Origin of the sequence: Sphingomonas sanguinis, from assembly GCF_019297835.1 — a bacterium.
Classification (GTDB): Bacteria; Pseudomonadota; Alphaproteobacteria; order Sphingomonadales; family Sphingomonadaceae; genus Sphingomonas; species Sphingomonas sanguinis_D.
In genome coordinates this window covers 1684150-1705732 of sequence record NZ_CP079203.1, presented here as the reverse complement: position 1 = coordinate 1705732, position 21583 = coordinate 1684150, and the positions used below count along the sequence as shown (strand labels likewise).

21 protein-coding genes are annotated in these 21583 nt (G+C 65.7%); 14 read left to right on the top strand and 7 right to left on the bottom strand.

Features of this window, described 5'->3' with window-relative positions:
• Positions 1-3: 3 nt before the first annotated feature.
• Both KV697_RS07875 and KV697_RS07870 read right to left on the bottom strand, forming a co-directional pair.
• The gene (locus KV697_RS07875; protein ID WP_219020816.1) at positions 4-987 is read right to left on the bottom strand and encodes an FAD binding domain-containing protein; all 984 of its coding nucleotides are present in this window, start codon (positions 985-987) and stop codon (positions 4-6) included.
• Positions 984-1520, bottom strand: coding sequence for a 2Fe-2S iron-sulfur cluster-binding protein (locus tag KV697_RS07870; RefSeq protein ID WP_219020815.1), 537 nt, complete (start codon positions 1518-1520; stop codon positions 984-986). The genes KV697_RS07875 and KV697_RS07870 overlap by 4 nt, the downstream gene beginning before the upstream one ends.
• A 114-nt stretch (positions 1521-1634) precedes the next feature.
• On the opposite strand from KV697_RS07870, the gene KV697_RS07865 reads away from it, so the two are divergent.
• Together KV697_RS07865 and KV697_RS07860 are read left to right on the top strand one after the other, a co-directional pair.
• A complete protein-coding gene (locus KV697_RS07865; protein WP_219020814.1) occupies positions 1635-2633 on the top strand; it encodes a glycerophosphodiester phosphodiesterase in 999 nt (332 codons plus the stop codon).
• Between the two features lie 14 nt (positions 2634-2647).
• Positions 2648-2950, top strand: coding sequence for a hypothetical protein (locus tag KV697_RS07860; protein WP_219020813.1), 303 nt, complete (start codon positions 2648-2650; stop codon positions 2948-2950).
• Here the strand turns inward: KV697_RS07860 and KV697_RS07855 are convergent.
• Together KV697_RS07855 and KV697_RS07850 are read right to left on the bottom strand one after the other, a co-directional pair.
• On the bottom strand, positions 2944-3657 hold the full coding sequence (locus KV697_RS07855; RefSeq protein ID WP_257575718.1) for an esterase/lipase family protein: 714 nt from the start codon (positions 3655-3657) through the stop codon (positions 2944-2946). The two genes, KV697_RS07860 and KV697_RS07855, sit on opposite strands and share 7 nt — an antisense overlap.
• Complete coding sequence (locus tag KV697_RS07850; protein ID WP_219020812.1) at positions 3645-4340, bottom strand: TIGR02117 family protein; 696 nt, start codon at positions 4338-4340, stop codon at positions 3645-3647. The genes KV697_RS07855 and KV697_RS07850 overlap by 13 nt, the downstream gene beginning before the upstream one ends.
• A 14-nt stretch (positions 4341-4354) precedes the next feature.
• Between KV697_RS07850 and phhA the strand changes: the two genes are divergently transcribed.
• The 10 genes from phhA to lpdA all read left to right on the top strand — a co-directional run bounded on the left by phhA (position 4355) and on the right by lpdA (position 16502).
• The gene (gene phhA / locus KV697_RS07845; protein ID WP_219020811.1) at positions 4355-5224 is read left to right on the top strand and encodes a phenylalanine 4-monooxygenase; all 870 of its coding nucleotides are present in this window, start codon (positions 4355-4357) and stop codon (positions 5222-5224) included.
• A gap of 142 nt (positions 5225-5366) precedes the next feature.
• On the top strand, positions 5367-5942 hold the full coding sequence (locus KV697_RS07840) for a ClpP family protease (RefSeq protein WP_219020810.1): 576 nt from the start codon (positions 5367-5369) through the stop codon (positions 5940-5942).
• A gap of 108 nt (positions 5943-6050) precedes the next feature.
• Positions 6051-6830 carry a succinate dehydrogenase iron-sulfur subunit gene (locus KV697_RS07835; protein ID WP_042484025.1) on the top strand — a complete coding sequence of 260 codons (780 nt, stop codon included), beginning with the start codon at positions 6051-6053 and terminating at the stop codon, positions 6828-6830.
• A 217-nt stretch (positions 6831-7047) separates the two neighbouring features.
• Complete coding sequence (gene zapE / locus KV697_RS07830) at positions 7048-8160, top strand: cell division protein ZapE (RefSeq protein WP_219020809.1); 1113 nt, start codon at positions 7048-7050, stop codon at positions 8158-8160.
• Positions 8161-8292: 132 nt separating this feature from the next.
• Positions 8293-9255 (top strand): malate dehydrogenase, encoded by a 963-nt coding sequence (mdh, locus tag KV697_RS07825; protein ID WP_219020808.1) that lies wholly within the window; start codon positions 8293-8295, stop codon positions 9253-9255.
• A 54-nt stretch (positions 9256-9309) separates the two neighbouring features.
• The gene (locus KV697_RS07820) at positions 9310-9606 is read left to right on the top strand and encodes a GIY-YIG nuclease family protein (protein ID WP_219020807.1); all 297 of its coding nucleotides are present in this window, start codon (positions 9310-9312) and stop codon (positions 9604-9606) included.
• A 56-nt stretch (positions 9607-9662) separates the two neighbouring features.
• Positions 9663-10547, top strand: a complete 885-nt coding sequence (sucD, locus tag KV697_RS07815; RefSeq protein WP_042484035.1) for a succinate--CoA ligase subunit alpha — start codon at positions 9663-9665, stop codon at positions 10545-10547.
• 130 nt (positions 10548-10677) lie between these two features.
• Complete coding sequence (locus KV697_RS07810; protein WP_219020806.1) at positions 10678-13656, top strand: 2-oxoglutarate dehydrogenase E1 component; 2979 nt, start codon at positions 10678-10680, stop codon at positions 13654-13656.
• 112 nt (positions 13657-13768) lie between these two features.
• Positions 13769-14998 carry a 2-oxoglutarate dehydrogenase complex dihydrolipoyllysine-residue succinyltransferase gene (gene odhB / locus KV697_RS07805; protein WP_219020805.1) on the top strand — a complete coding sequence of 410 codons (1230 nt, stop codon included), beginning with the start codon at positions 13769-13771 and terminating at the stop codon, positions 14996-14998.
• A gap of 109 nt (positions 14999-15107) precedes the next feature.
• Positions 15108-16502 (top strand): dihydrolipoyl dehydrogenase, encoded by a 1395-nt coding sequence (lpdA, locus tag KV697_RS07800; protein ID WP_219020804.1) that lies wholly within the window; start codon positions 15108-15110, stop codon positions 16500-16502.
• 153 nt (positions 16503-16655) lie between these two features.
• On the opposite strand, the gene KV697_RS07795 is transcribed toward lpdA, so the two are convergent.
• Entirely contained in the window at positions 16656-17216 is a 561-nt protein-coding gene (locus KV697_RS07795) for a GNAT family N-acetyltransferase (RefSeq protein ID WP_219020803.1), read from the bottom strand.
• A gap of 96 nt (positions 17217-17312) precedes the next feature.
• Complete coding sequence (gene pyk / locus KV697_RS07790) at positions 17313-18782, bottom strand: pyruvate kinase (protein ID WP_219020802.1); 1470 nt, start codon at positions 18780-18782, stop codon at positions 17313-17315.
• A 72-nt stretch (positions 18783-18854) separates the two neighbouring features.
• On the opposite strand from pyk, the gene KV697_RS07785 reads away from it, so the two are divergent.
• Together KV697_RS07785 and KV697_RS07780 are read left to right on the top strand one after the other, a co-directional pair.
• On the top strand, positions 18855-19157 hold the full coding sequence (locus KV697_RS07785) for a DUF1244 domain-containing protein (protein WP_056437009.1): 303 nt from the start codon (positions 18855-18857) through the stop codon (positions 19155-19157).
• 142 nt (positions 19158-19299) lie between these two features.
• Entirely contained in the window at positions 19300-19560 is a 261-nt protein-coding gene (locus KV697_RS07780) for a DUF2312 domain-containing protein (RefSeq protein WP_037570224.1), read from the top strand.
• A gap of 555 nt (positions 19561-20115) precedes the next feature.
• Here KV697_RS07780 and KV697_RS07775 read toward each other — a convergent pair.
• Positions 20116-21579 (bottom strand): ATP-binding protein, encoded by a 1464-nt coding sequence (locus KV697_RS07775; RefSeq protein WP_056437012.1) that lies wholly within the window; start codon positions 21577-21579, stop codon positions 20116-20118.
• Positions 21580-21583 lie beyond the last annotated feature (4 nt).

The window sequence follows — 21583 nt, the reverse complement described above, 5'->3', positions numbered from 1 at the left end:
GGATCAGCCCTCCTGCGTCAGTTCACGGAGCGTCGCGATTAGCGTGCGGCGCGTCAGCGGAATCTTGAAGTCGTTCGAGCCATAGCCTCTGGCGTCCGCCAGCAGTGCATCGGCGGCGGCGTGGAAGGCGGCGTCGGTCGGTTCCTGCCCGACCAGCGCGGCCTCCACCGCCTCGTCGCGCCACGGCATCGGGCCAAGCCCGCCAAAAGCGAGCCGCGCCGAGTTGATCTTGCCACCCTCGACCGCGATGATCCCGGCGACCGACACCAGCGCAAAGGCGTAGGAGGCGCGGTCACGAACCTTGCGATAGGTCTGGCGACCCTCCGGTGCAGGGGGCAGCTCGACATGGGTGATGAGTTCACCCGGCTCCAGGACATTCTCGATCTCGGGCGTCGAACCGGGCAGGCGATAGAACTCCCCGATCGCGATCCGGCGGCGATCGCCGTCGGGCTTTTGCGTGACGATCACCGCCTCCAGTGCGCGCATGGCGACGGCCATGTCGCTGGGGTGCGTCGCGATGCACTGGTCCGAGGTGCCGAGGATCGCCAGGATGCGGTTCTCGCCGCCGATCGCCGAACAGCCGCTGCCGGGCTCGCGCTTGTTGCAGGGGGTGGCGGGGTCGTAGAAATAATAGCAGCGGGTCCGCTGGAGCAGATTGCCTCCGGTCGACGCCTTGTTGCGCAACTGCCCCGAAGCCCCGGCCAGCAAGGCGCGCGACAGCACGGGATAGCGCTCGATCACGCGGGCATCGGCGGCAAGGTCGCTATTGGGCACCAGCGCGCCGATGGTCAGGCCGCCATCCTCGCGCTCCTCGATCTCGGTCAGCGGCAGTCGGCTGATGTCGATAAGCGTCTCGGGCGTCTCGACCTGCAATTTCATCAGGTCGAGCAGGTTGGTGCCCCCGGCGATGAAGCGTGCGCCGGGCGCCGCCCCGTCACGGGTAGCCGTCGCGACCGAGTCGGCGCGGGCATAGTCGAACAGCTTCATGCCGCGACCTCCTTACCCACGTCTTCGTTGGGATTGCAGTCGCCTAGCCCCGCCACATCGCGGATCGCATCCACGATATTGGGATAGGCGGCGCAGCGGCACAGATTGCCGCTCATCCGCTCGGAGATTTCCTCGACCGTCAGCTCGGCTGGGCCCAGATCCTCGGTGACATGGCTGGGCCAGCCCTTCTTCACCTCGTCCATCATGCCGACCGCCGAACAAATCTGGCCCGGCGTGCAGTACCCGCACTGGAAGCCGTCATGCCGCACGAACGCATCCTGCAAGGGGTGGAGATTGCCCGGCTGGCCCAGCCCCTCGATCGTCGTGATCTCGTCATCCTGATGCATCACCGCCAGCGTTAGGCAGCTGTTCACCCGGCGCCCGTTTACCAGCATGGTGCACGCCCCGCACTGGCCATGGTCGCAACCCTTTTTCGAGCCGGTCAGCCCTAGATGCTCGCGACACAGGTCGAGTAGCGAGGTTCGGACATCGATCTCGATGTCATGTGATTGACCATTGATTGTGAAATGCACGGGCGCATCCCCTTTGGGATTAGAATTGGATGAAACAACGCCATGAATCTCTTGCGTTTCCCGTTGCGAACCACTCTCATTGCCGTGAGCGTCGTCATGGGGCAGGGTGAGGCCATGTCCGCCCAAGCCCCCAAGTCGCTGTCGTCCCCCATCGTCATCGCACATCGTGGGGCGAGCGGCGAGCGCCCCGAACACACGCTGGCCGCCTATGACCTGGCGATCCGCGAAGGCGCGGACGTGATCGAGCCCGATCTGGTGCCGACCAAGGACGGCCACCTCGTCGCGCGGCACGAGAACGAGATTTCGGGCACGACCGATGTCGCGTCGCACCCCGAATTCGCCGATCGCAAGACGACGAAGACGATCGACGGCCAGCAGGAGACCGGCTGGTTCACCGAGGATTTCACGCTGGCCGAGCTGAAGACCCTGCGCGCCCGCGAACGCCTGCCGCAACTACGTTCGACCGACTATGACGGGCAGTTCCAGATCCCGACGCTGGAGGAGATCATCGCGCTCGCCAAGGCTCGGTCGAAGGAGACGGGCCGCACCATCTCCATCTATCCGGAAACCAAGCACCCGACCTATTTCGCCTCGATCGGCATTGGCACCGATGCGCCGCTGGTCGCCGCACTCGACAAGGCCGGGTGGAAGACGGCGGATGCGCCCGTCTTCATCCAGTCGTTCGAGGTGAACAACCTGAAGCATCTGAAGACGATGACCGGCATCCGCCTGATCCAGCTGGTCGCGGGCGAGGGCGGTCCGGCGGACAAAGCCGCACCCAGCTATGCCGCGATGATGACGCCCGAGGGACTTAAGCAGGTCGCGACCTATGCCTGGGGGATAGGTCCGGACAAGGCGATGCTGTGGCACGGCGATGCGCCTACGACATTGGTCGCCGATGCTCATGCGGCGGGGCTACGCGTCCATCCCTGGACCTACCGCGCGGAAAACCAGTTCGTGCGGCCTGCCTTTCGGAAGGGCACCGATCCCAAGGCGCATGGCGATGTCGCGGGCGAAATTCGCGCCGCGCTGGGTCAGGGCATCGACGGTTTCTTCACCGATTTCCCGCAAATCGGGGTAGATACGCGCAACGCTTTTTTGCGCGCCCGCTGAAAGACATATGATCCATGCGTAACCTCGCCCTGAAACTCGCCGTCCTGACCCTGCCGCTAGCGACCGGAGGCTGCGTCAAGACGGTGGCGAGCGTGGTGAAGGCACCATTCCAGGCGGCGGGGCAGGTGGTCGACTGGACGACGACCAGTCAGGACGAGGCCGACCGCAATTACGGCCGCAAGATGCGCAAGCAGGAAGCCAAGGAGGGGCGCGAGCGGCGCGAATATGAGAAGCAGTGCCGCAAGCACCCCGAGCAATGTCAGCAGAGGGGCCAGCAGGGCCAACAGGGTTATGACGGCTACCGCGCCGGTTACTGATCGCTGACGGGCGGCGGCCATCCCGCGAGGATGGTCGCCACCGCCGCCAGCACCTGCGGCCGGTGCTGCACCCATAAATGGCTGGACGTGACCTCGACCGCCGGGGTCGTGTCGTCGCGGCAGATGGACCCCGTCACCAGCCCGTCGCTCCGGCTCCAGATCGCGGCCGAGGGGCAGGGGAGCGGCCCCGCGATCGCGTTCGAGCGGGCGATCACCGCCGGATCGTCGATCCGCTCGCCGGTCAGATGCTCGAAGGCGCGCCAGACATTGGTCGCGCGCGGCGGTCCGGCATAGGGCGAGGCGATGGTGATGACGCCCGCGACCAGATCGGGGCGCGCCTGTGCGACCATCCGCGCCATGATCCCGCCCAGGCTTATGCCGATCAGCGTCACCGGACCAGTGTCGGCCAGCGCCTCGATCCGCGCGGTCAGCCGTTCGGCATTCGGCCCGACGCTGCGGATGCCAAGATTGCGGCCAAGCCCCCATTCGTGCACCCGGTAGCCCTTGCCGGTCAGGTAGCGGCGCAGGACGACCGTCGCCCGGTCGGTGTTGACGAGGCCGGGCAGCACCATGACCGTCCGCCCGTCCCCTCGCGGTGCGGCGGTGAGGTCCGTGCGGTGCCGCCACCAGGTCGCGCCCATCCACAGCGCGCGCGGCAGCTCAGCGGCCCATAGTGCTTTTGACGGCGGCGGGATCACAGCCACCACGTCACCGTCCATGGAAAGGGCGTCCACCACCCCGTTCGCACCCCCGCCGCCGCCAGCGCATCGCCGGTCCAGTTGTTGCAGGTATGCGCGGCGCTGTAACGCCCATTGGCTTCGTAGAAGGCGTCATACACGTCATAGCCTGGATAATGCGGCCCTCCCCGCCGCCAGCTTGCCTGGATGAAGGTGACGAGACGGCGATAGGCTTGCGGCGACAGACGGATCATGCGGACATCGTCGCCATTGGCGCGGGGCAGTGGCAGATGGTCGACATGGATCAGCGTCCGGTCGCTGCCAAAGGCGGCGTGCAGGATCGTCCCCGGCTTCACGTCGCGCCAGCGCGGCGTCTCACGAAAGAAGCCCGCCTCGCCCCAGCCGATCGCAAGGAAAGGGAAACCCGCATAGCGCGGATCGCGCAGGTCCTGCGGCCGTGCCCAGTCGCGCCAGTCCACCCCGGCCGCTTGTTTCGGCACGATGATCGCGGTGTGAACCGCGCTCGACTCGACGAAGATGGTGATGGCATCCGCTCCGGCGGCGGGCGAGGGCGCCGTCGCGCGGGGAATCGCGCCCAGCGCCAGTCCCAGGCAGAAATAGCCGAACGGGATGAGGCCGATCGCGGCCAGCACCCCTCTTGCAACGTGCCCCAGCCGTCGCCACGATATGGTTTCATTTGTCACCATCATCATGATAGGCTCCGCGCATGGCACAGGATACCCATGTTCTCGCCGCCCCGCCCGAGGGAGCCTCCGCCGACTGGACCATCCCGCAGGGGTGGGAGCATTATACGGCGGAGGAACATGCGACCTGGGATACGCTGTTCGCGCGCCAGTCCAAGCTGCTTCCGGGCCGCGCGTCGGAGGCCTATCTGCGCGGCCTCGACGTGCTCAAACTGTCGCGGCCGGGCATTCCCGATTTCGAGGAATTGTCCGAACGCTTGATGAAGCTGACCGGGTGGCAGGTCGTGGCGGTGCCGGGGCTGGTGCCTGATGACGTCTTCTTCGACCATATGGCCAACCGCCGCTTCGTCGCGGGCAATTTCATCCGGCGGCCGGATCAGCTCGATTATTTGCAGGAACCGGACGTTTTCCATGACGTGTTCGGCCATGTGCCGATGCTCGCCGATCCGGTCTTCGCGGACTATCTCGCTGCTTATGGGCGCGGCGGGCAGCGCGCGCTGGGCATGGATGCGCTGAAATATCTGGGGCGGCTCTACTGGTACACGGTCGAGTTCGGGCTGGTGCGCGAGGATGGCGACCTGCGGATTTACGGTGCGGGTATCGTGTCGAGCTATTCGGAAAGCCGCTTCGCGCTGGAGGACCCGAGTCCCAACCGGATCGGCTTCGACCTCGCCCGCGTGATGCGGACGGAATACCGGATCGATGATTTCCAGCAGAATTACTTCGTGATCCGGAGTTACGAGGAATTGCTCCGCACCACGCTGGAGACGGATTTCGCGCCGCTTTATCAGGAGATCAAGGCGTTGCCGGATGTTCCGCTGGCGGAGATCGTGCCGGGGGATGAGGTGGTGACGTATGGGACGCAGGCCTATGCTCGGGCGAAGGCCGGATAGGGATTCCGTTGGGCTTCGACTTCGCTCAGCCTGAACGGCTGTGGGGAGTGTGGACTGGATACTGATCCCCGTTCCGCCTGAGCGAAGTCGAAGGCCACGCCCAGACTTCGGAACCTTATCCCGCACCCCCGGTTCGCCCAATATGCACGACCAGCCCAACAGAGCGGTGAAATACCCGCTGCTCGCCCGCCCGCACATCCAGCTCTACGGCACGGTGGACGAGGTGATGTACGCCGGGTTCAAGGACCAGCTCGCCGCCGCTGAGCAGGACGGTCCGCTGGTGGTGTCGATCACCACGCTGGGCGGCGACCCGGAAATGGCCCGCGCGATGGGCGACTCGATCCGGCTGCTGCGCGATTATACCGGCCGCGAGACGCTGTTCCTGGGCAAGGTCGCGGTCTATTCGGCGGGGGCGACCTTCATGTCGGCCTTTCCGGTCGAGCATCGCTTCCTGACGCGCGGCACCCGGCTGATGCTCCACGAGCGCCAGATGTCGGGGTCGATCGACCTGTCGGGGCCGCTGACCAACCTGCCCGTCGTGCTCAAGGCCAAGCTGCACGAGATCGAGCAATCTGTCCTGATTCAGGAAGAAGGCTTCCGCGCCATCGTCAACGGCTCGAACGTCAGCTTCGAGACACTTCAGGAAAAGGCGCGCAGCAACTGGTATATCGATGCCGAGGAGGCTCGCGAGCTGGGTCTCGTTCTTGATGTGATCTGAACCAGCGCCTAAATCGGTCAAGACATTTGCGACAAGCGCCCCTGTCATGTATCGGCGGGGTCGATCCTTTGCCGACAGCCTGTCGGCCCATCCAGCGGGTTTGTGACCATGGCCGAATTTGCCCTGCCGAAGAACAGCGTCATCAAGAAGGGCGAAACGCACCAGGCGACCACCGGCGGCCGCCTGAAAAAGTTCAAGGTCTATCGCTACGACCCCGATTCGGGTCAGAACCCGCGTTACGACACGTTCGAGGTCGATCTGGACGAGTGCGGCCCGATGGTGCTCGACGCGCTGATCAAGATGAAGGCCGAGCAGGACAGCTCGCTGACCTTCCGCCGTTCGTGCCGCGAGGGCATTTGCGGGTCGTGCGCGATGAACATCGACGGTCGCAACGGCCTGGCCTGCACCACCGCGATCGAGGATGTGAAGGGCACGGTCCAGATCACGCCCTTGCCGCATATGGACGTGGTCAAGGACCTGGTTCCCGACTTCACTCATTTCTATGCGCAGTACGCCTCGATCAAGCCGTGGCTGCAGACCGTGTCGCCGGCCCCCTCGGGCAAGGAGCGGCTCCAGTCGCCGGACGACCGCGCGAAGCTCGATGGTCTGTACGAGTGCATCCTGTGCGCGTGCTGCTCGACCTCGTGCCCCAGCTATTGGTGGAACAGCGACAAGTTCCTCGGCCCGGCGATCCTGCTCCAGGCCTATCGCTGGCTGGCCGACAGCCGCGACGAGATGACCGGCGAGCGTCTGGACGAGCTGGAGGATCCGTTCCGCCTGTATCGCTGCCACACGATCATGAACTGCGCGAATGTCTGCCCCAAGGGTCTGAACCCGGCCAAGGCGATCGCCGAGATCAAGAAGATGGAAGCCGAGCGCGTCATCTGATCCGGCTGGCATGATGGAAACGGAAAAGGGGGTCGGAAACGGCCCCCTTTTTCCATTCTATCTGGTCCGCCAACCACCCTCACCCTTCCGGCGCTGACGCGCCTCCCTCCCTCTCCCGATGGGAGAGGGAAGGGGCCCGCCCGCTGCAAGCGGGTGGGAAGGGTGAGGGTGGAGAGGGGTTGACGCCAGCCACCCCAGGGCAGACATCGCCCCTGACATGCCCGACATCCTCAACGCCTATCGCCGCCTGGTCTCCGCCGAAGAGCTTCGCCCAGATCCCGAACAGGCCGCCGCCGCCGCGCGACTCGAAACCCTCGCGGCCGAACTGGAAACTCCGCGCAAGACCGGCCTCTTCGCCCGCCTGACCGGCAAGGGCACACCCGCCCCGAAGGGCGTCTATCTCTGGGGCGATGTCGGGCGCGGCAAGTCGATGCTGATGGACCTGTTCTTCGACCATGTCGCGGTCGAGGCCAAGCGTCGGGTCCACTTCGCCGAGTTCATGCTGGAGGTCCATGCCCGCATCGCCACCGAGCGCGCCAAGCAGGCGGGCGACCCGATCGCTCCGGTCGCCGCCGCTCTGGCCGAGGAAGTGCGGCTGCTGGCCTTCGACGAGATGATGGTGACCAACAGTCCCGACGCGATGATCCTGTCGCGGCTGTTCACCGCGCTGATCGAGGCGGGGGTGACGATCGTCACCACCTCCAACCGGCCGCCCAAGGACCTCTACAAGAACGGCCTCAACCGCGAGCATTTCCTGCCCTTCATCGCGCTGATCGAGGCGCGGCTGGACGTATTGGCGCTCAACGGGCCGACCGACTATCGCCGCGACCGGCTGGGGCGGCTCGACACCTGGCTGGTGCCCAATGGGCCGAAGGCGACGATGACGCTGTCGGCGGCGTTCTTTCGCCTGACCGACTATCCGGTCGAGGATGCGGCGCATGTGCCCTCCGAGGACCTGAAGGTCGGCGGACGCGTCCTGCATGTGCCCAAGGCGCTGAAGGGCGTCGCGGTCTTCTCGTTCAAGCGGCTGTGCGGCGAGGCGCGGGGGGCGGCGGACTATCTGGCGGTCGCGCGGCGTTTCCACACCGTCATTCTGGTCGGCATCCCCAAGCTAGGGCCGGAGAACCGCAACGAGGCGGCGCGCTTCGTCCAGCTGATCGACGCGCTCTACGAACACAAGGTCAAGCTGCTCGCCGCAGCCGATGCGCAGCCCGCCGAACTCTATGAAACCGGCGATGGCCGCTTCGAGTTCGAACGCACGATCAGCCGGTTGGAAGAGATGCGGTCTGAGGAGTATCTGGCCCAGGGCCATGGCTCGGAAGGGGCTTAATCAAGCCATAATGCACTTGCGAACCATTATCGTTTAAAATCTTAAACTCTGTGGAATAACGGTTGCCCCGACGCCGCAATAGGCGTAGGCCGCGTGACCAATCACGTACGTCCACTACGGAGTAGGATTGGAATGGCTCGCAAGAAGATCGCGCTGATCGGCGCCGGTAATATCGGCGGCACGCTGGCGCACCTCGCCGCGCTCAAGGGGCTGGGCGATATCGTCCTGTTCGACGTCGTCGAGGGTGTTCCGCAGGGCAAGGCGCTCGACCTGTCGCAGTGCGGCCCGGTCGAAGGCTTCGACGCGAATATCAAGGGTTCCAACGACTACGCCGATATCGCGGGCGCCGATGTGATCATCGTCACCGCCGGTGTCGCGCGCAAGCCCGGCATGAGCCGCGACGATCTGCTCGGCATCAACCTGAAGGTGATGAAGGCGGTCGGCGAGGGTATCGCCGCCAACGCGCCCGACGCCTTCGTGATCTGCATCACCAACCCGCTCGACGCGATGGTCTGGGCGCTGCGCGAATTCTCGGGTCTGCCCGCGAACAAGGTCGTCGGCATGGCGGGCGTGCTCGACTCGGCGCGCTTCTCGCATTTCCTCGCCGAGGAGTTCGGCGTGTCGGTGAAGGACGTGAACACCTTCGTGCTCGGCGGCCACGGCGACACGATGGTCCCGGTCCTGGAATATTCGACCGTCAGCGGCATCCCGGTCAGCGACCTGATCGAGATGGGCTTCTCGACCAAGGAAAAGGTCGACGAGATCATCAAGCGCACCCGCGGCGGCGGCGGCGAGATCGTCGCGCTGCTCAAGACCGGCTCGGCCTACTATGCGCCCGCCACCAGTGGCATCGCGATGGCCGAGGCGTATCTGTACGACCAGAAGCGCATCCTGCCTGCCGCGGCGCACCTGTCGGGTGAGTATGGCATCGACAACCTCTATGTCGGCGTCCCCGTCGTGATCGGCGCTGGCGGTGTCGAGAAGGTCGTCGAGGTCAAGCTGTCGGACGAGGCGAAGGCCAACCTTCAGGTCTCGGTCGACGCGGTCAAGGAACTGCTCGTCGCCTGCAAGGGTATCGACGGGTCGCTGGCCTGATCCATTCCATTGTGCCCCGGCGGAGGCCGGGGCCCAGTTGGGAAGGCATTCGAGATGGAGCGACCGGGCTATGTCTATATCATGGCCAGCGATCGCAACGGGGCGCTCTATCTCGGCGTGACCAGCAACCTCGCCCAGCGCGTGCTTCAGCATCGCGACGGGGTGGTCGCCGGGTTCACGCGAAAGCATCGCTGTCATCGCCTCGTATGGTTCGAGGCGCATGAGAGCATCGAATCAGCACGGCAGCGCGAGCTGCGGATGAAGGAATGGAAGCGGGCCTGGAAGCTGCGGGAAATCGAAGGGCTCAATCCCGACTGGGATGATCTTTACGACCGGATCGCACTGCCATGACCGTTTCCCCAACTGGGCCCCGGCCTTCGCCGGGGAACAAGAGGAAGAGAAGTTAGATGAGCATCCTCGTCAACAAGAACACCAAGGTCATCACCCAGGGCATGACGGGTGAAACCGGCACGTTCCACACCCAGCAGGCGCTGGCGTACGGTACGCAGATGGTCGGCGGCGTGACGCCGGGCAAGGGCGGCACCGAGCATATCGGCCTGCCGGTCTTCAACACCGTAGCCGAAGCCAAGTCGAAGACGGGCGCCGACGCGTCGGTCATCTACGTGCCGCCGCCCTTCGCGGCCGACTCGATCCTGGAGGCGATCGACGCGGAAATCCCGCTGATCGTCGCGATCACCGAGGGCATTCCGGTCCTCGACATGGTCAAGGTCAAGCGCGCCCTGTCGGGTTCGAAGTCGCGCCTGATCGGTCCGAACTGCCCGGGCGTGCTGACGCCGGGTGAATGCAAGATCGGCATCATGCCCGGTTCGATCTTCAAGAAGGGCTCGGTCGGCGTCGTGTCGCGCTCGGGCACGCTGACCTATGAGGCGGTGTTCCAGACCTCGAACGCTGGCCTGGGTCAGACGACTGCGGTCGGCATCGGCGGCGATCCCGTCAACGGCACCAACTTCATCGACGTGCTGGAGCTGTTCCTGGCCGATGACGAGACCCAGTCGATCATCATGATCGGCGAGATCGGCGGCTCGGCGGAAGAAGAAGCCGCGCAGTTCCTGCGTGACGAAGCCAAGCGCGGTCGCAGTAAGCCGATGGCTGGCTTCATCGCGGGCCGCACCGCGCCTCCGGGCCGTCGCATGGGCCATGCCGGTGCGATCGTGTCGGGCGGCCAGGGCGGCGCTGAGGACAAGATCGCGGCGATGGAAGCGGCCGGGATCAAGGTCGCGGCCAGCCCGTCGGAGCTCGGCTCGACGCTGCTGTCGGTGCTGAACAAGTAAGGCGTATCGCGTCACCCCGGCACAACCGCCGGGGTCCGTGGCGGCAGGCGGGCCGCTCGCGGCTGCGGACCCCAGGCGGATGTGCCGGGGTGGCGATCATGAAGAAGACGGGCGGTCGAGGAAGCGTCTCATGGGCTACGAAGGCCAGGAATTCAGCGACATCGCGGCGGGCGTCAGCCCCGCCTTCATCGAAACGCTCTACGCCAAGTATCAGGCCGACCAGTCGTCGGTCGATGCGGGCTGGCGGACCTTCTTCGAGGGTCTGGAGCAGGGCGTGGGCGCCCCCAGCTGGCAGAACAAGCGCTGGCCGCTGACCTCGACCGACGATCTGACGGCGGGCCTCGACCCGACCCAGATGGAACCGGCCCCCAAGCCTGCCAAGGGTGGCAAGCCCGCTCCGGCAGCCGCCGCAGCGGCCCCCTCGACCGCCGACATCGTCAAGGCGGCGGGTGACGCGATCCGCGCCCAGCTGCTGATCCGCACCTATCGCGTGCGCGGCCACCTTGCGGCGAACCTCGACCCGCTGGGCCTGTCGGGCCTGCGCGAGCTGCCGGAAGACCTGAAGACCGAATATCACGGCTTCACCGACGCCGATATCGACCGCAAGGTCTACCTCGGCGGCACGATGGGCTTCGAATGGGCGACCGTTCGCGAGCTGGTCGACACGCTGCGTAAGAATTACTGCGGCAATATCGGCCTCGAATATATGCACATCGCGGACGTGGAGGAGCGTCGCTTCCTTCAGGACCGGATGGAAGGTCAGGACAAGGCGATCGACTTCACCGTCGATGGCAAGAAGGCGATCCTGAACAAGGTCATCGAGGCCGAGCAGTGGGAAAAGTTCCTCGGCAAGAAATATGTCGGTACCAAGCGCTTCGGCCTGGACGGCGGCGAGTCGATGATCCCCGCGCTCGAGTCGGTCATCAAGTACGGCGGCCAGATGGGCGTGCGCGAGATCGTGTTCGGCATGGCGCATCGCGGCCGCCTGAACGTGCTGGCCAATGTGATGGCCAAGCCGCTGCGCGTGATCTTCCACGAATTTGCCGGTGGCTCGGCCAACCCCGATGACATCGGCGGTTCGGGCGACGTGAAGTACCATCTCGGCACCTCGACCGACCGTGAGTTCGACGGCCACAAGGTCCATATGTCGCTGGTCGCCAACCCCTCGCACCTCGAGGCGGTGAACCCGGTCGTGCTGGGCAAGACCCGCGCGATCCAGACGATCGCCGACGACCTGACCGATCACTCGGCGTCGGTGCCGGTGCTGATCCATGGCGACGCCGCCTTTGCGGGCCAGGGCATCGTCTGGGAGTGCCTCGGCTTCTCCGGCATCCGTGGTTACAACACCGGCGGCTGCGTCCACTTCATCATCAACAACCAGGTGGGCTTCACCACCTCGCCGCAGTTCGCGCGCTCCTCGCCCTATCCGTCGGATGTGGCCAAGGGTGTCCAGGCGCCGGTCTTCCACGTCAATGGCGACGATCCCGAGGCGGTCACCTTCGCTACCAAGATGGCGATCGAGTTCCGTCAGAAGTTCCACCGCGACATCGTGATCGACATGTGGTGCTATCGCCGCTTCGGTCACAACGAAGGTGACGAGCCGGGCTTCACCCAGCCGCTGATGTACAACAAGATCCGCTCGCACCCCGGTGTCAGCGAAATCTACTCGAAGCGCCTCGTCGCCGAGGGTGTGGTCGATCAGGCCTGGGTCGATGAGAATATCAAGCAGTACACCACGCGCTGCGAAGGCGAGTTCGAGGCGGGCCAGAGCTACAAGCCCAACAAGGCCGACTGGTTCGCCGGTCGCTGGTCGGGTCTGTCGGCACCGAAGGAGACCGATCAGGGTCGCCGCAACGTCGAGACCGGCCTCGACAAGAAGCTGTTCGACGCGATCGGCCGCACGCTGACCACGATCCCCGAGGGGCTTCAGGTCCACAAGACGCTGAACCGCGTGCTCGACGCCAAGCGCCAGATGTTCGCCACCGGCGAGAATTTCGACTGGGCGACCGGCGAGGCCTTGGCCTTCGGTTCGCTGCTGTCGGAAGGGTACGGCGTCCGTCTGTCGGGCCAGGATTCGGGTCGCGGCACATTCTCGCAGCGTCACGCGGTCTGGGTCGACCAGACCGACGAGCACAAATATGTGCCGCTCAAGACCGTCGAGCATGGCAGCTTCGAAGTGCTGGACAGCCCGCTGTCCGAATATGGCGTGCTCGGCTTCGAGTACGGCTATGCGCTGGCCGACCCGAAGACGCTGGTCATGTGGGAGGCGCAGTTCGGCGACTTCGTCAACGGCGCGCAGATCATGATCGACCAGTTCATCACGTCGGGCGAGTCCAAGTGGCTGCGTGCCAACGGCTTGGTGATGCTGCTGCCGCACGGCTATGAAGGGCAGGGTCCGGAGCACTCGTCGGCCCGTCCCGAGCGCTTCCTCCAGTCCTGCGCCAACGACAATATCCAGGTGGCGAACTGCACCACCCCGGCCAACTATTTCCACCTGTTGCGCCGGCAGATGCATCGTAACTTCCGCAAGCCGCTGGTCGTCTTTACGCCGAAGTCGCTGCTGCGTCACAAACTGGCGGTGTCGAAGGCCGAGGACTTCCAGGGCGAAAGCCACTTCCGTCGCCTGCTGTCGGACACCAATGGTGCCGCCGACGAGGCCACGACGCGGCTGGTCCTGTGCACCGGCAAGGTCGCCTATGACCTGATCGAGGCACGCGACGCGGCGGGCGACACCACGACCCAGATCGTGCGCGTCGAGCAGCTCTATCCGTTCCCGAGCGATGCGCTCGCCAAGCGGATCGCGCGGATGCCGAACCTTCAGGACGTGGTCTGGGCGCAGGAAGAGCCGAAGAACAACGGTTACTGGTTCTTCGTCGAGCCGCTGATCGAGGAGGCGCTGGCCGAGGCCGGTGCGAGCGTGAAGCGGGCGCGCTATGCGGGTCGCGCGGCGGCGGCTTCGCCCGCCACCGGCCTGATGAAGCGCCACACCGCCGAGCAGGGCGCGCTGGTCGCCGATGCACTGGGCCATAATGTCCGCGAGGAAATCCGCCGGACGCGCGCCGAGGGCAGCAACACCACCGCCAAGCCGACCACGGCGGCCGCGGACTGACTTACCGAGTTCCCCGGTTCGTGACCGAGCCGGGGAGGGATGAAATCTGGCGCGGGCGTTTTGCCCGCCCGCGTAAGAGCCCCGGTCGATGGACCGGGCGGAGGAAATGGAAATGGCGACTGAAGTTCTGGTCCCGGTACTGGGCGAATCGATCTCCGAGGCGACGCTGGGCGAATGGCTGAAGCAGCCGGGTGACGCGGTGGCGGTCGACGAGCCGATCGCGAGCCTGGAGACCGACAAGGTCTCGGTCGAAGTGCCCTCGCCGGTGGCGGGTGTCATGGGCGGTCATGCCGTCAAGGTCGGCGACACGGTGCAGGTCGGCGCGCTGCTGGCGACCGTCGAGGCCGGTGGCTCGGCCCCGGCCAAGACCGAAGCGGCGACCCCGGCCGTGACCGCAGCCCCGGCGGCCGCTCCGGCACCCGCCGCTGCGCCTGCTGGCGACGAGTCGAGCGACTCGCCCGCAGCACTGTCGCCGTCGGTGCGTCGTGCGGTGCTCGAGCACGGCCTCGACCCCGCGACGATCAAGGGCACCGGCAAGGACGGCCGCATCACGAAGGAAGATGTCGCCGCCGCCGCCGCCAACAAGTCGAGCGCACCGGCGCCTGCCGCCGCTGCTCCGGCCGCTGCCCCCGCCGGTTCGGCGCGCAAGGAAGAGCGCGTGAAGATGACGCGCCTGCGTCAGACGATCGCCAAGCGCTTGAAGGAGGCGCAGAACACCGCCGCGATGCTGACGACGTTCAACGACGTCGACATGACCGCCGTGATCGAGGCGCGCGCCAAGTATAAGGACCTGTTCGAAAAGAAGCATGGCGTCCGGCTGGGCTTCATGGGCTTCTTCGTGAAGGCCGCGACGATGGCGCTGAAGGACATTCCGTCGGTCAACGCCTCGATCGAGGGCGATGAGATCGTCTATCACGACTATGCCGACATCTCGGTCGCCGTCTCGGCCCCGAACGGCCTGGTCGTGCCGGTCATCCGCGATGCGCAGGACCTGACGGTCGCGGGCATCGAAAAGACGATCGGCGACTTCGGCAAGCGCGCCAAGGACGGCACGCTCAAGATGGACGAGATGAAGGGCGGCACCTTCACCATCTCGAACGGCGGCGTGTTCGGCTCGCTGATGTCGACCCCGATCATCAACCCGCCCCAGTCGGCGGTGCTGGGCCTCCACCGCATCGAGGAGCGCCCGGTCGTCGTCGACGGCCAGATCGTCATCCGTCCGATGATGTACCTGGCGCTGTCCTATGACCACCGGATCATCGACGGCCGCGAGGCGGTGACCTTCCTCGTCGCGCTGAAGAACGCGATCCAGGACCCGACGCGCATCCTGATCGACCTCTGATCGCTTTGTGATCTATACGGGCCCTCGAACGGTCGAGGGTCCGTCCTTGCTGTGACAGGCGGGTGCGCCCGCAGGCTGGACCCCGAGAGCCGGGGAACGGGAGAGACAAATGGCTGAGTATGACTATGACGTCCTGGTGATCGGCGCTGGCCCCGGCGGCTATGTCGCGGCGATCCGCGCGGCGCAGTTGGGCCTGAAGACCGCATGCGCCGAAGCGCGCGAGACGCTGGGCGGTACCTGCCTCAATGTCGGCTGCATCCCGTCTAAGGCACTGCTGCACGCGTCCGAGCTGTTCGAAGAAGCGAGCCACGGCGCGCTGGCCAAGTTCGGTGTCGAGATCGAGGGCGCCAAGCTCAACCTCGACCAGATGCATGCCGAAAAGGCCAAGGCGGTCGGCGAGCTGACCGGCGGCATCGAATATCTGTTCAAGAAGAACAAGGTCACCTGGCTGAAGGGGAAGGCCGCGTTCCAGGATTCGAGCACGGTCAAGGTCGGCGACCAGACCGTCACCGCGCGCGATATCGTGATCGCGACGGGCTCGGTCGTGACCCCGCTGCCGGGCGTCGCAATCGACCAGAAGGTCGTCGTCGACTCGACCGGCGCGCTGGCGCTGCCGAAGGTGCCGGAACATCTCGTCGTCATCGGCGGCGGTGTGATCGGACTGGAGCTGGGCTCGGTCTGGCGTCGTCTCGGGGCCAAGGTCACGGTCGTCGAATATCTCGACCAGATCCTGCCGGGCTTCGATGGCGAGGTCCGCAGGGAATCGGCCAAGCTGTTCAAGAAGCAGGGCATGGAGCTGAAGACCTCGACCAAGGTGACCGGCGTCACCGTCGAGGGCGACCGCGCGACCGTGTCGGTCGAACCGGCGGCTGGCGGTGCGGCGGAAACGCTGTCGGCCGACGCCGTGCTGGTCGCGATCGGCCGCAAGCCCAACACCGATGGCCTGAACCTCGAAGCGGCCGGCGTGAAGCTGAACGGCCGTGGCCAGGTCGAGATCGACCATGACTTCGCGACCAATGTCGACGGCGTCTGGGCGATCGGCGACGTGGCACCCGGCCTGATGCTCGCGCACAAGGCCGAGGACGAAGGCGTCGCGGTGGCCGAGAACATCGCGGGCCAGACCGGCATCGTGAACCACGACGTCATCCCCAGCGTCGTCTACACCATGCCCGAGATCGCCGGTGTCGGCCTGTCGGAAGAAGCCGCCAAGGAAAAGGGCGAAGTGAAGGTCGGCAAGTTCCCCTTCATGGCGAACAGCCGCGCCAAGACCAACCGCGACACCGACGGCTTCGTGAAGGTCATCGCCGACGCCAAGACCGACCGCGTGCTGGGCGTGTGGATCATCTCGAGCCTCGCGGGCACGATGATCGCGCAGGCCGCGCAGGCGATGGAGTTCGGCGCGACGTCGGAAGACATCGCGTACACCTGCCACGCCCACCCGACCCATGCCGAGGCGCTCAAGGAAGCCGCCATGGCGGTGCAGGGCAAGCCGATCCACATCTGATCGGCTATCGCCGGACGAACGAAGGGGGCGGGCATCGCGAGGTGCCCGCCCCTTTTGTCATGGGCCTCTCGAATTCCTCCCCTGCAAGGGGAGGGCGATCATGCGCGGCATGGTGGAGGGGTATCCCACTCTCGATAGCGCGACACCCCTCCGTCAGGCCTTCGGGCCGCCACCTCCCTTTGCAGGGGAGGAAAAGGGCTTCAGGCTCATCCGTACGGACGGAACTTCGCCGCCGACGGCGACGCAGGAGCGCATGACGCGGCCCGCCTCGACAAAACCGAGCTTGGTAAGCACCCGACCCGACGCGGGATTGTCCTCGAAATAGCCTGAGGTCAGGCGAGCAAGCCCAACATGCTCGAATCCAAAACCCACGACCGCCCGCGCTGCTTCGGTCGCTATTCCTCGCCTCCAATGGGCCGGGGACAGCCAATAGCCCAGCTCCGCGGTCTCCTCCTCCGGGGTCAGGCCGACCGCACCGATCAGCCGGTCCTCGCCCCGCAGCGTTATCGCCCATACCCATTCGGCGGGCACGACCCGCTCCAGAAAGAAGCACGCATCATCCGGCCCATAAGGGTGCGGCACGCGGGCCAGACGGCGTGCGACGTCCCAGTCCCCGACGATGGAGATGATCGCCTCCCCATCACGCTCGGTCGGACGCCGCAGCGACAGGCGGGTAGTGGCGAGGTCGGGGCGGCTATCGAGATAAGGGATCATGGTCTTGCCCACCGAAAGTTCATCTTATCGGCACCGGATACAAAAAAGGCGGCCAACGCTTTCGCGCCGCCGCCCTTCCTGTTCCGGACGAAAGGCTTACGCCTCGCTGCGGTCCCCGTAATTGGCCAGTTCGTCGCCCATGATGCGGGTGACGTGCAGCACGTTGGTCGACCCCGGCGTGCGGAAGGGGACGCCCGCCATCAGCACGACCTGGTTGCCCGCCTCGGCGATACCGTGGCGCAGCGCCATGCGCTTGGACTTGGCGACCATTTCCTCGAAGGATTCGACGTCGCGGGTGTGGACCGCGTGAGCGCCCCAAAGCAGGCCCAGGCGACGGGCCGTCTCCAGCTGCGGCGTCAGGACCAGCAGCGGCACCGAGGGACGCTCGCGCGCGATGCGGCGCGCGGTCGAGCCGCTGGTGGTGAAGCAGATGATCGCCTTGGCCGACACGGTGTCGGTGATCCGCGCGGCGGCCTCGGCCAGTGCGTCGGCGGTGGTCGGATCGGGGGTCATCGCGGTGAAGTGGACGCGGTCGCCATGGCCGGGGTCGTTTTCCACCGACACGCCGATCGCGTTCATCATCGCGACCGACTCGACCGGCCAGGACCCCGCCGCCGACTCGGCCGACAGCATGATCGCGTCGGCGCCGTCGTATATGGCGGTCGCCACGTCCGATACTTCGGCGCGGGTGGGCGAGGGGCTCTGAATCATCGATTCAAGCATCTGCGTCGCGACCACCACCGGGCGCCCCATGCGGCGCGACACCTCGACGATGCGCTTCTGGAGCGGCGGCACCGCCTGGGGCGGCAGTTCGACGCCCAGGTCGCCGCGCGCGACCATCACGCCGTCGCACTGCTCGACGATCTCTTCCAGGCGGTCGATCGCCTGCGGCTTCTCGATCTTGGCGAGGAGCGCGGCGCGCCCCTTGATGAGGCCGCGCGCCTCCATCAGGTCCTCGGGGCGCTGAACGAAGGACAAGGCGATCCAGTCCACGCCCTGCTCGACCGCAAAGGCCAGGTCCGAACGGTCCTTCTCGGTCAGCGCGGCCATGGGCAGCACGACGTCGGGGACGTTCAGCCCCTTGTTGTTCGACAGCGCACCGCCGACCTCGACCAGCGTGGTGATCTTGTCCGCGTCATGGAAGGCGACGCGCAGCACCAGCTTGCCGTCGTCGAGCAGCAGGCGCGCACCCGGTTCGATCGCGGCGAAGATTTCCTTGTGCGGCAGCTCGACACGGGTCGCGTCGCCCGGCGTCGGATCGCGATCGAGGATGAAGGTGCTGCCGGTTTCCAGCATGATCTTGCCCTCGGCGAACTTGCCGACGCGCAGCTTCGGGCCCTGAAGATCGGCCAGGATGGTAGTCGGGCGGCCGAACCGCTCCTCCAGGCCGCGGATCGCCTTGATCAGCGGAATCTTCGACTGCTGGTCGCCATGGCTCATATTGATTCGGAAGGCGTCGGCGCCAGCCTGAAACAGGGTGGCGATCGTCTCGGGATCGCTGCTGGCCGGGCCGAGCGTGGCGAGGACGCGGACTTTGCGCGAACGCGGGGGGAGGGCCTTGGTCATGTTCACATCCTGCTTCTTTGCGGCCAGTGTCCTAAAGCCTAATGCGTTACGATCAACCTAGGAGCGACGAATATGAGCGATACGCTGGATGCGTTGAATGCAATCGATGACGCGGCGGCTGCGGCGGCGTTTCGTCGGCTGGTGATGCATTTGCGCCACCGTACGGATGCGCAGAATGTCGACCTGATGGGGCTGGCGGGCTTTTGCCGCAACTGCCTGTCCGACTGGGTGGGCGAGGCGGCGGGCGTCGACAAGGCGACCGCGCGGGCCGCGATCTACGGCATGCCCTATGACCAGTGGAAGGCCGAGCATCAGGCCGAGGCCACGCCGGAGCAGCTGGCGCGCATGGCCGAAAGCGTGAAGAAGAACCGTTAACGCCCGCTTGAGCGACGGCGCGGAACCGCCTAGACCGCCAGCGATCCCGACATCCGCGCCGGACCGACCTTGCCCTTTGGTGGGGGCCGAGTCGTGGCGGCGGGTTCCTGGGAGCGAACCGGATTTTTTAAGGGTTGGAAGAATGGCGGACGAGAATTTCGACAGCAGCGGCAATGTGACGGCCGACGAGCTGCGCCTGCTGATCGAGCGGGCCGAGCGGCTGGAAGAAGAGAAGAAGGGTATTTCGGACGACATCAAGGATGTCTTCGCCGAAGCCAAGGCGCGCGGGTACGACCCTAAGGCGATCAAGAAGATCATGGCTATCCGCAAGAAGAAGCGCGAAGAGTATCAGGAAGAGGAAGCGATCCTCGAAGTGTATATGAAAGCGCTGGGCATGATCTGATCCCGGTTTCGGGTTCGGAGATGTGAAGGGCGGCGGGGCTGGTGGCTCCTCCGCCCTTTTTGATTGTGACGGGCGGTGGGGCGTGGCCTTCGACTTCGCTCAGGCTGAACGGGGGTGGTGCTTTGAACGCTTTTTCACGGTGATCGTTCGCGCCAATGGACTTTCTGAAGCCTTGCGGTCATCATGGAATGGGAACGAGCCAAGCGGGTGGCAGCGTTGCGTCAAAGTATCTTTTTAGCTGGGGCTTTGATCTTCGTCAGCGCGTTTCATCTCATTCCGGCTTGGCTGAATGAAGAAATCCCTTCGAGGCAACCCGTGCGGCCAATTACGAGGTCTGGCAGGCCCTATGTCTTTTGGTGTGGCGTCGGGGTTTTTGCCACGGCCGGTGCGGTAGGCGTTCTGATATTGATCTTCACTGGTTTTCGTGCGCTATGGATTGCGATGTCGACCTGACATTTGCGATGGCTGAACATTCGATGTGGAGGCGGAATTTGCGGATATTCTATTCGCTTGTATCCGTTCCGCCTGAGCGAAGCCAAAGGCCAAGGGAAACCCTCACCCCATCTCCGCCGCCTGGGTCGTCCACCCCAGTCGCGGAATCGTGATCGACCGCTTGCCCGTCAGGTCGGTACGGCACACGAACAGGTCGCGGCTCTCGATATAGGCGATCAGCCGCTTCACCCGGCCCAGCGAGCTGGTCCCGTACGTCTCGGCGATCTTGGTATCCGGCGGGCAGGGCAGGCCCTCCCGCGCGGCCCGTGCCACCAACAGGAACGCGCCCAGCATGTCGTCGGGCAGCATCGCGGCCAGCGCCAGCGCTTCCTGCCAGTCGGGATCGTTGACGTCGAAAATCCCCGCCCGCGCGCAGGACAGTCGCCGCGCAAAGCCGTTCAGGTCGAGCGGCGGCCGGGCGAGGCCCGCCATCCGGCAGCGCACCTGGAAATCCTGGAACAGGACAGAGGCGGGGCGGAAGGTCGATTCGGGGTCCTCGACGATGGCGCGCAGCACCTGTTCGTAGATCGCCTCGACCTCGGCCTCGTCCATCTCGGGCGCGGGCGGCGCGGCGGTGGTTGGTAGGGGCGGGCGGCCGAGATCGGCCATCAGCTCTTCGGCGGGCACCCGGCGCGGGCGCGGGTCGAAGGTCATGGGCAGGGTCGGCGCTTCCTCGACCGGCGCGAAGAGCAGTTCCTGCAAGTCCGGCGGCGGGGCGTCGGGCAGGGGGGTCAGCTTGGGGCTGCCCGACCGCGCCGATGTTTCCACCGCGCCGATCTTCACCGTGATCGGCCGCCGCGAAACGGCGGGGCCGAGCGCCAGGAAGGTGCCGCGCGCCAGATCGCGGATCGAATCGGCCTGTCGCCGCTCCATGCCGAGCAGATCGGCGGCGCGCGCCATGTCGATGTCGAGGAAGGTGCGGCCCATCAGGAAGTTGGACGCCTCCGCCGCGACATTCTTGGCGAGCTTGGCGAGTCGCTGGGTGGCGATCACCCCCGCCAGCCCGCGCTTGCGCCCGCGACACATCAAATTGGTCATCGCGGACAGCGAGGCGCGGCGGACTTCCTCGGTCACTTCGCCGCCGGTGGTGGGGGCGAAGAGCTGTGCCTCGTCGACGACGACCAGCGCGGGATACCAATGCTCGCGCGGCGCATCGAACAGGGCGTTGAGGAACGTCGCGGCGCAGCGCATCTGGCCCTCGATCTCCAGCCCCTCCAGGCTGAGCACCACCGAGGCGCGGTGCTCGCGAATCCGCGAGGCGAAGCGCCCGACCTCCCGCTCGGCATAGTCGCCCGCCTCGATCACGACATGGCCGTAAGCCTTGGACAGGGTGACGAAATCGCCCTCGGGGTCGATGACCACCTGTTGCACCTGGCCCGCCGATTTCTCCAGCAGGCGGCGCAGCAGATGCGACTTTCCCGACCCCGAATTGCCCTGCACCAGCAGGCGGGTCGCCAGCAGTTCCTCAAGATCGATCGGCACCGACGAGCCGCGCTCATCGGTTCCCATATCCACGCGTACCGTCATGACT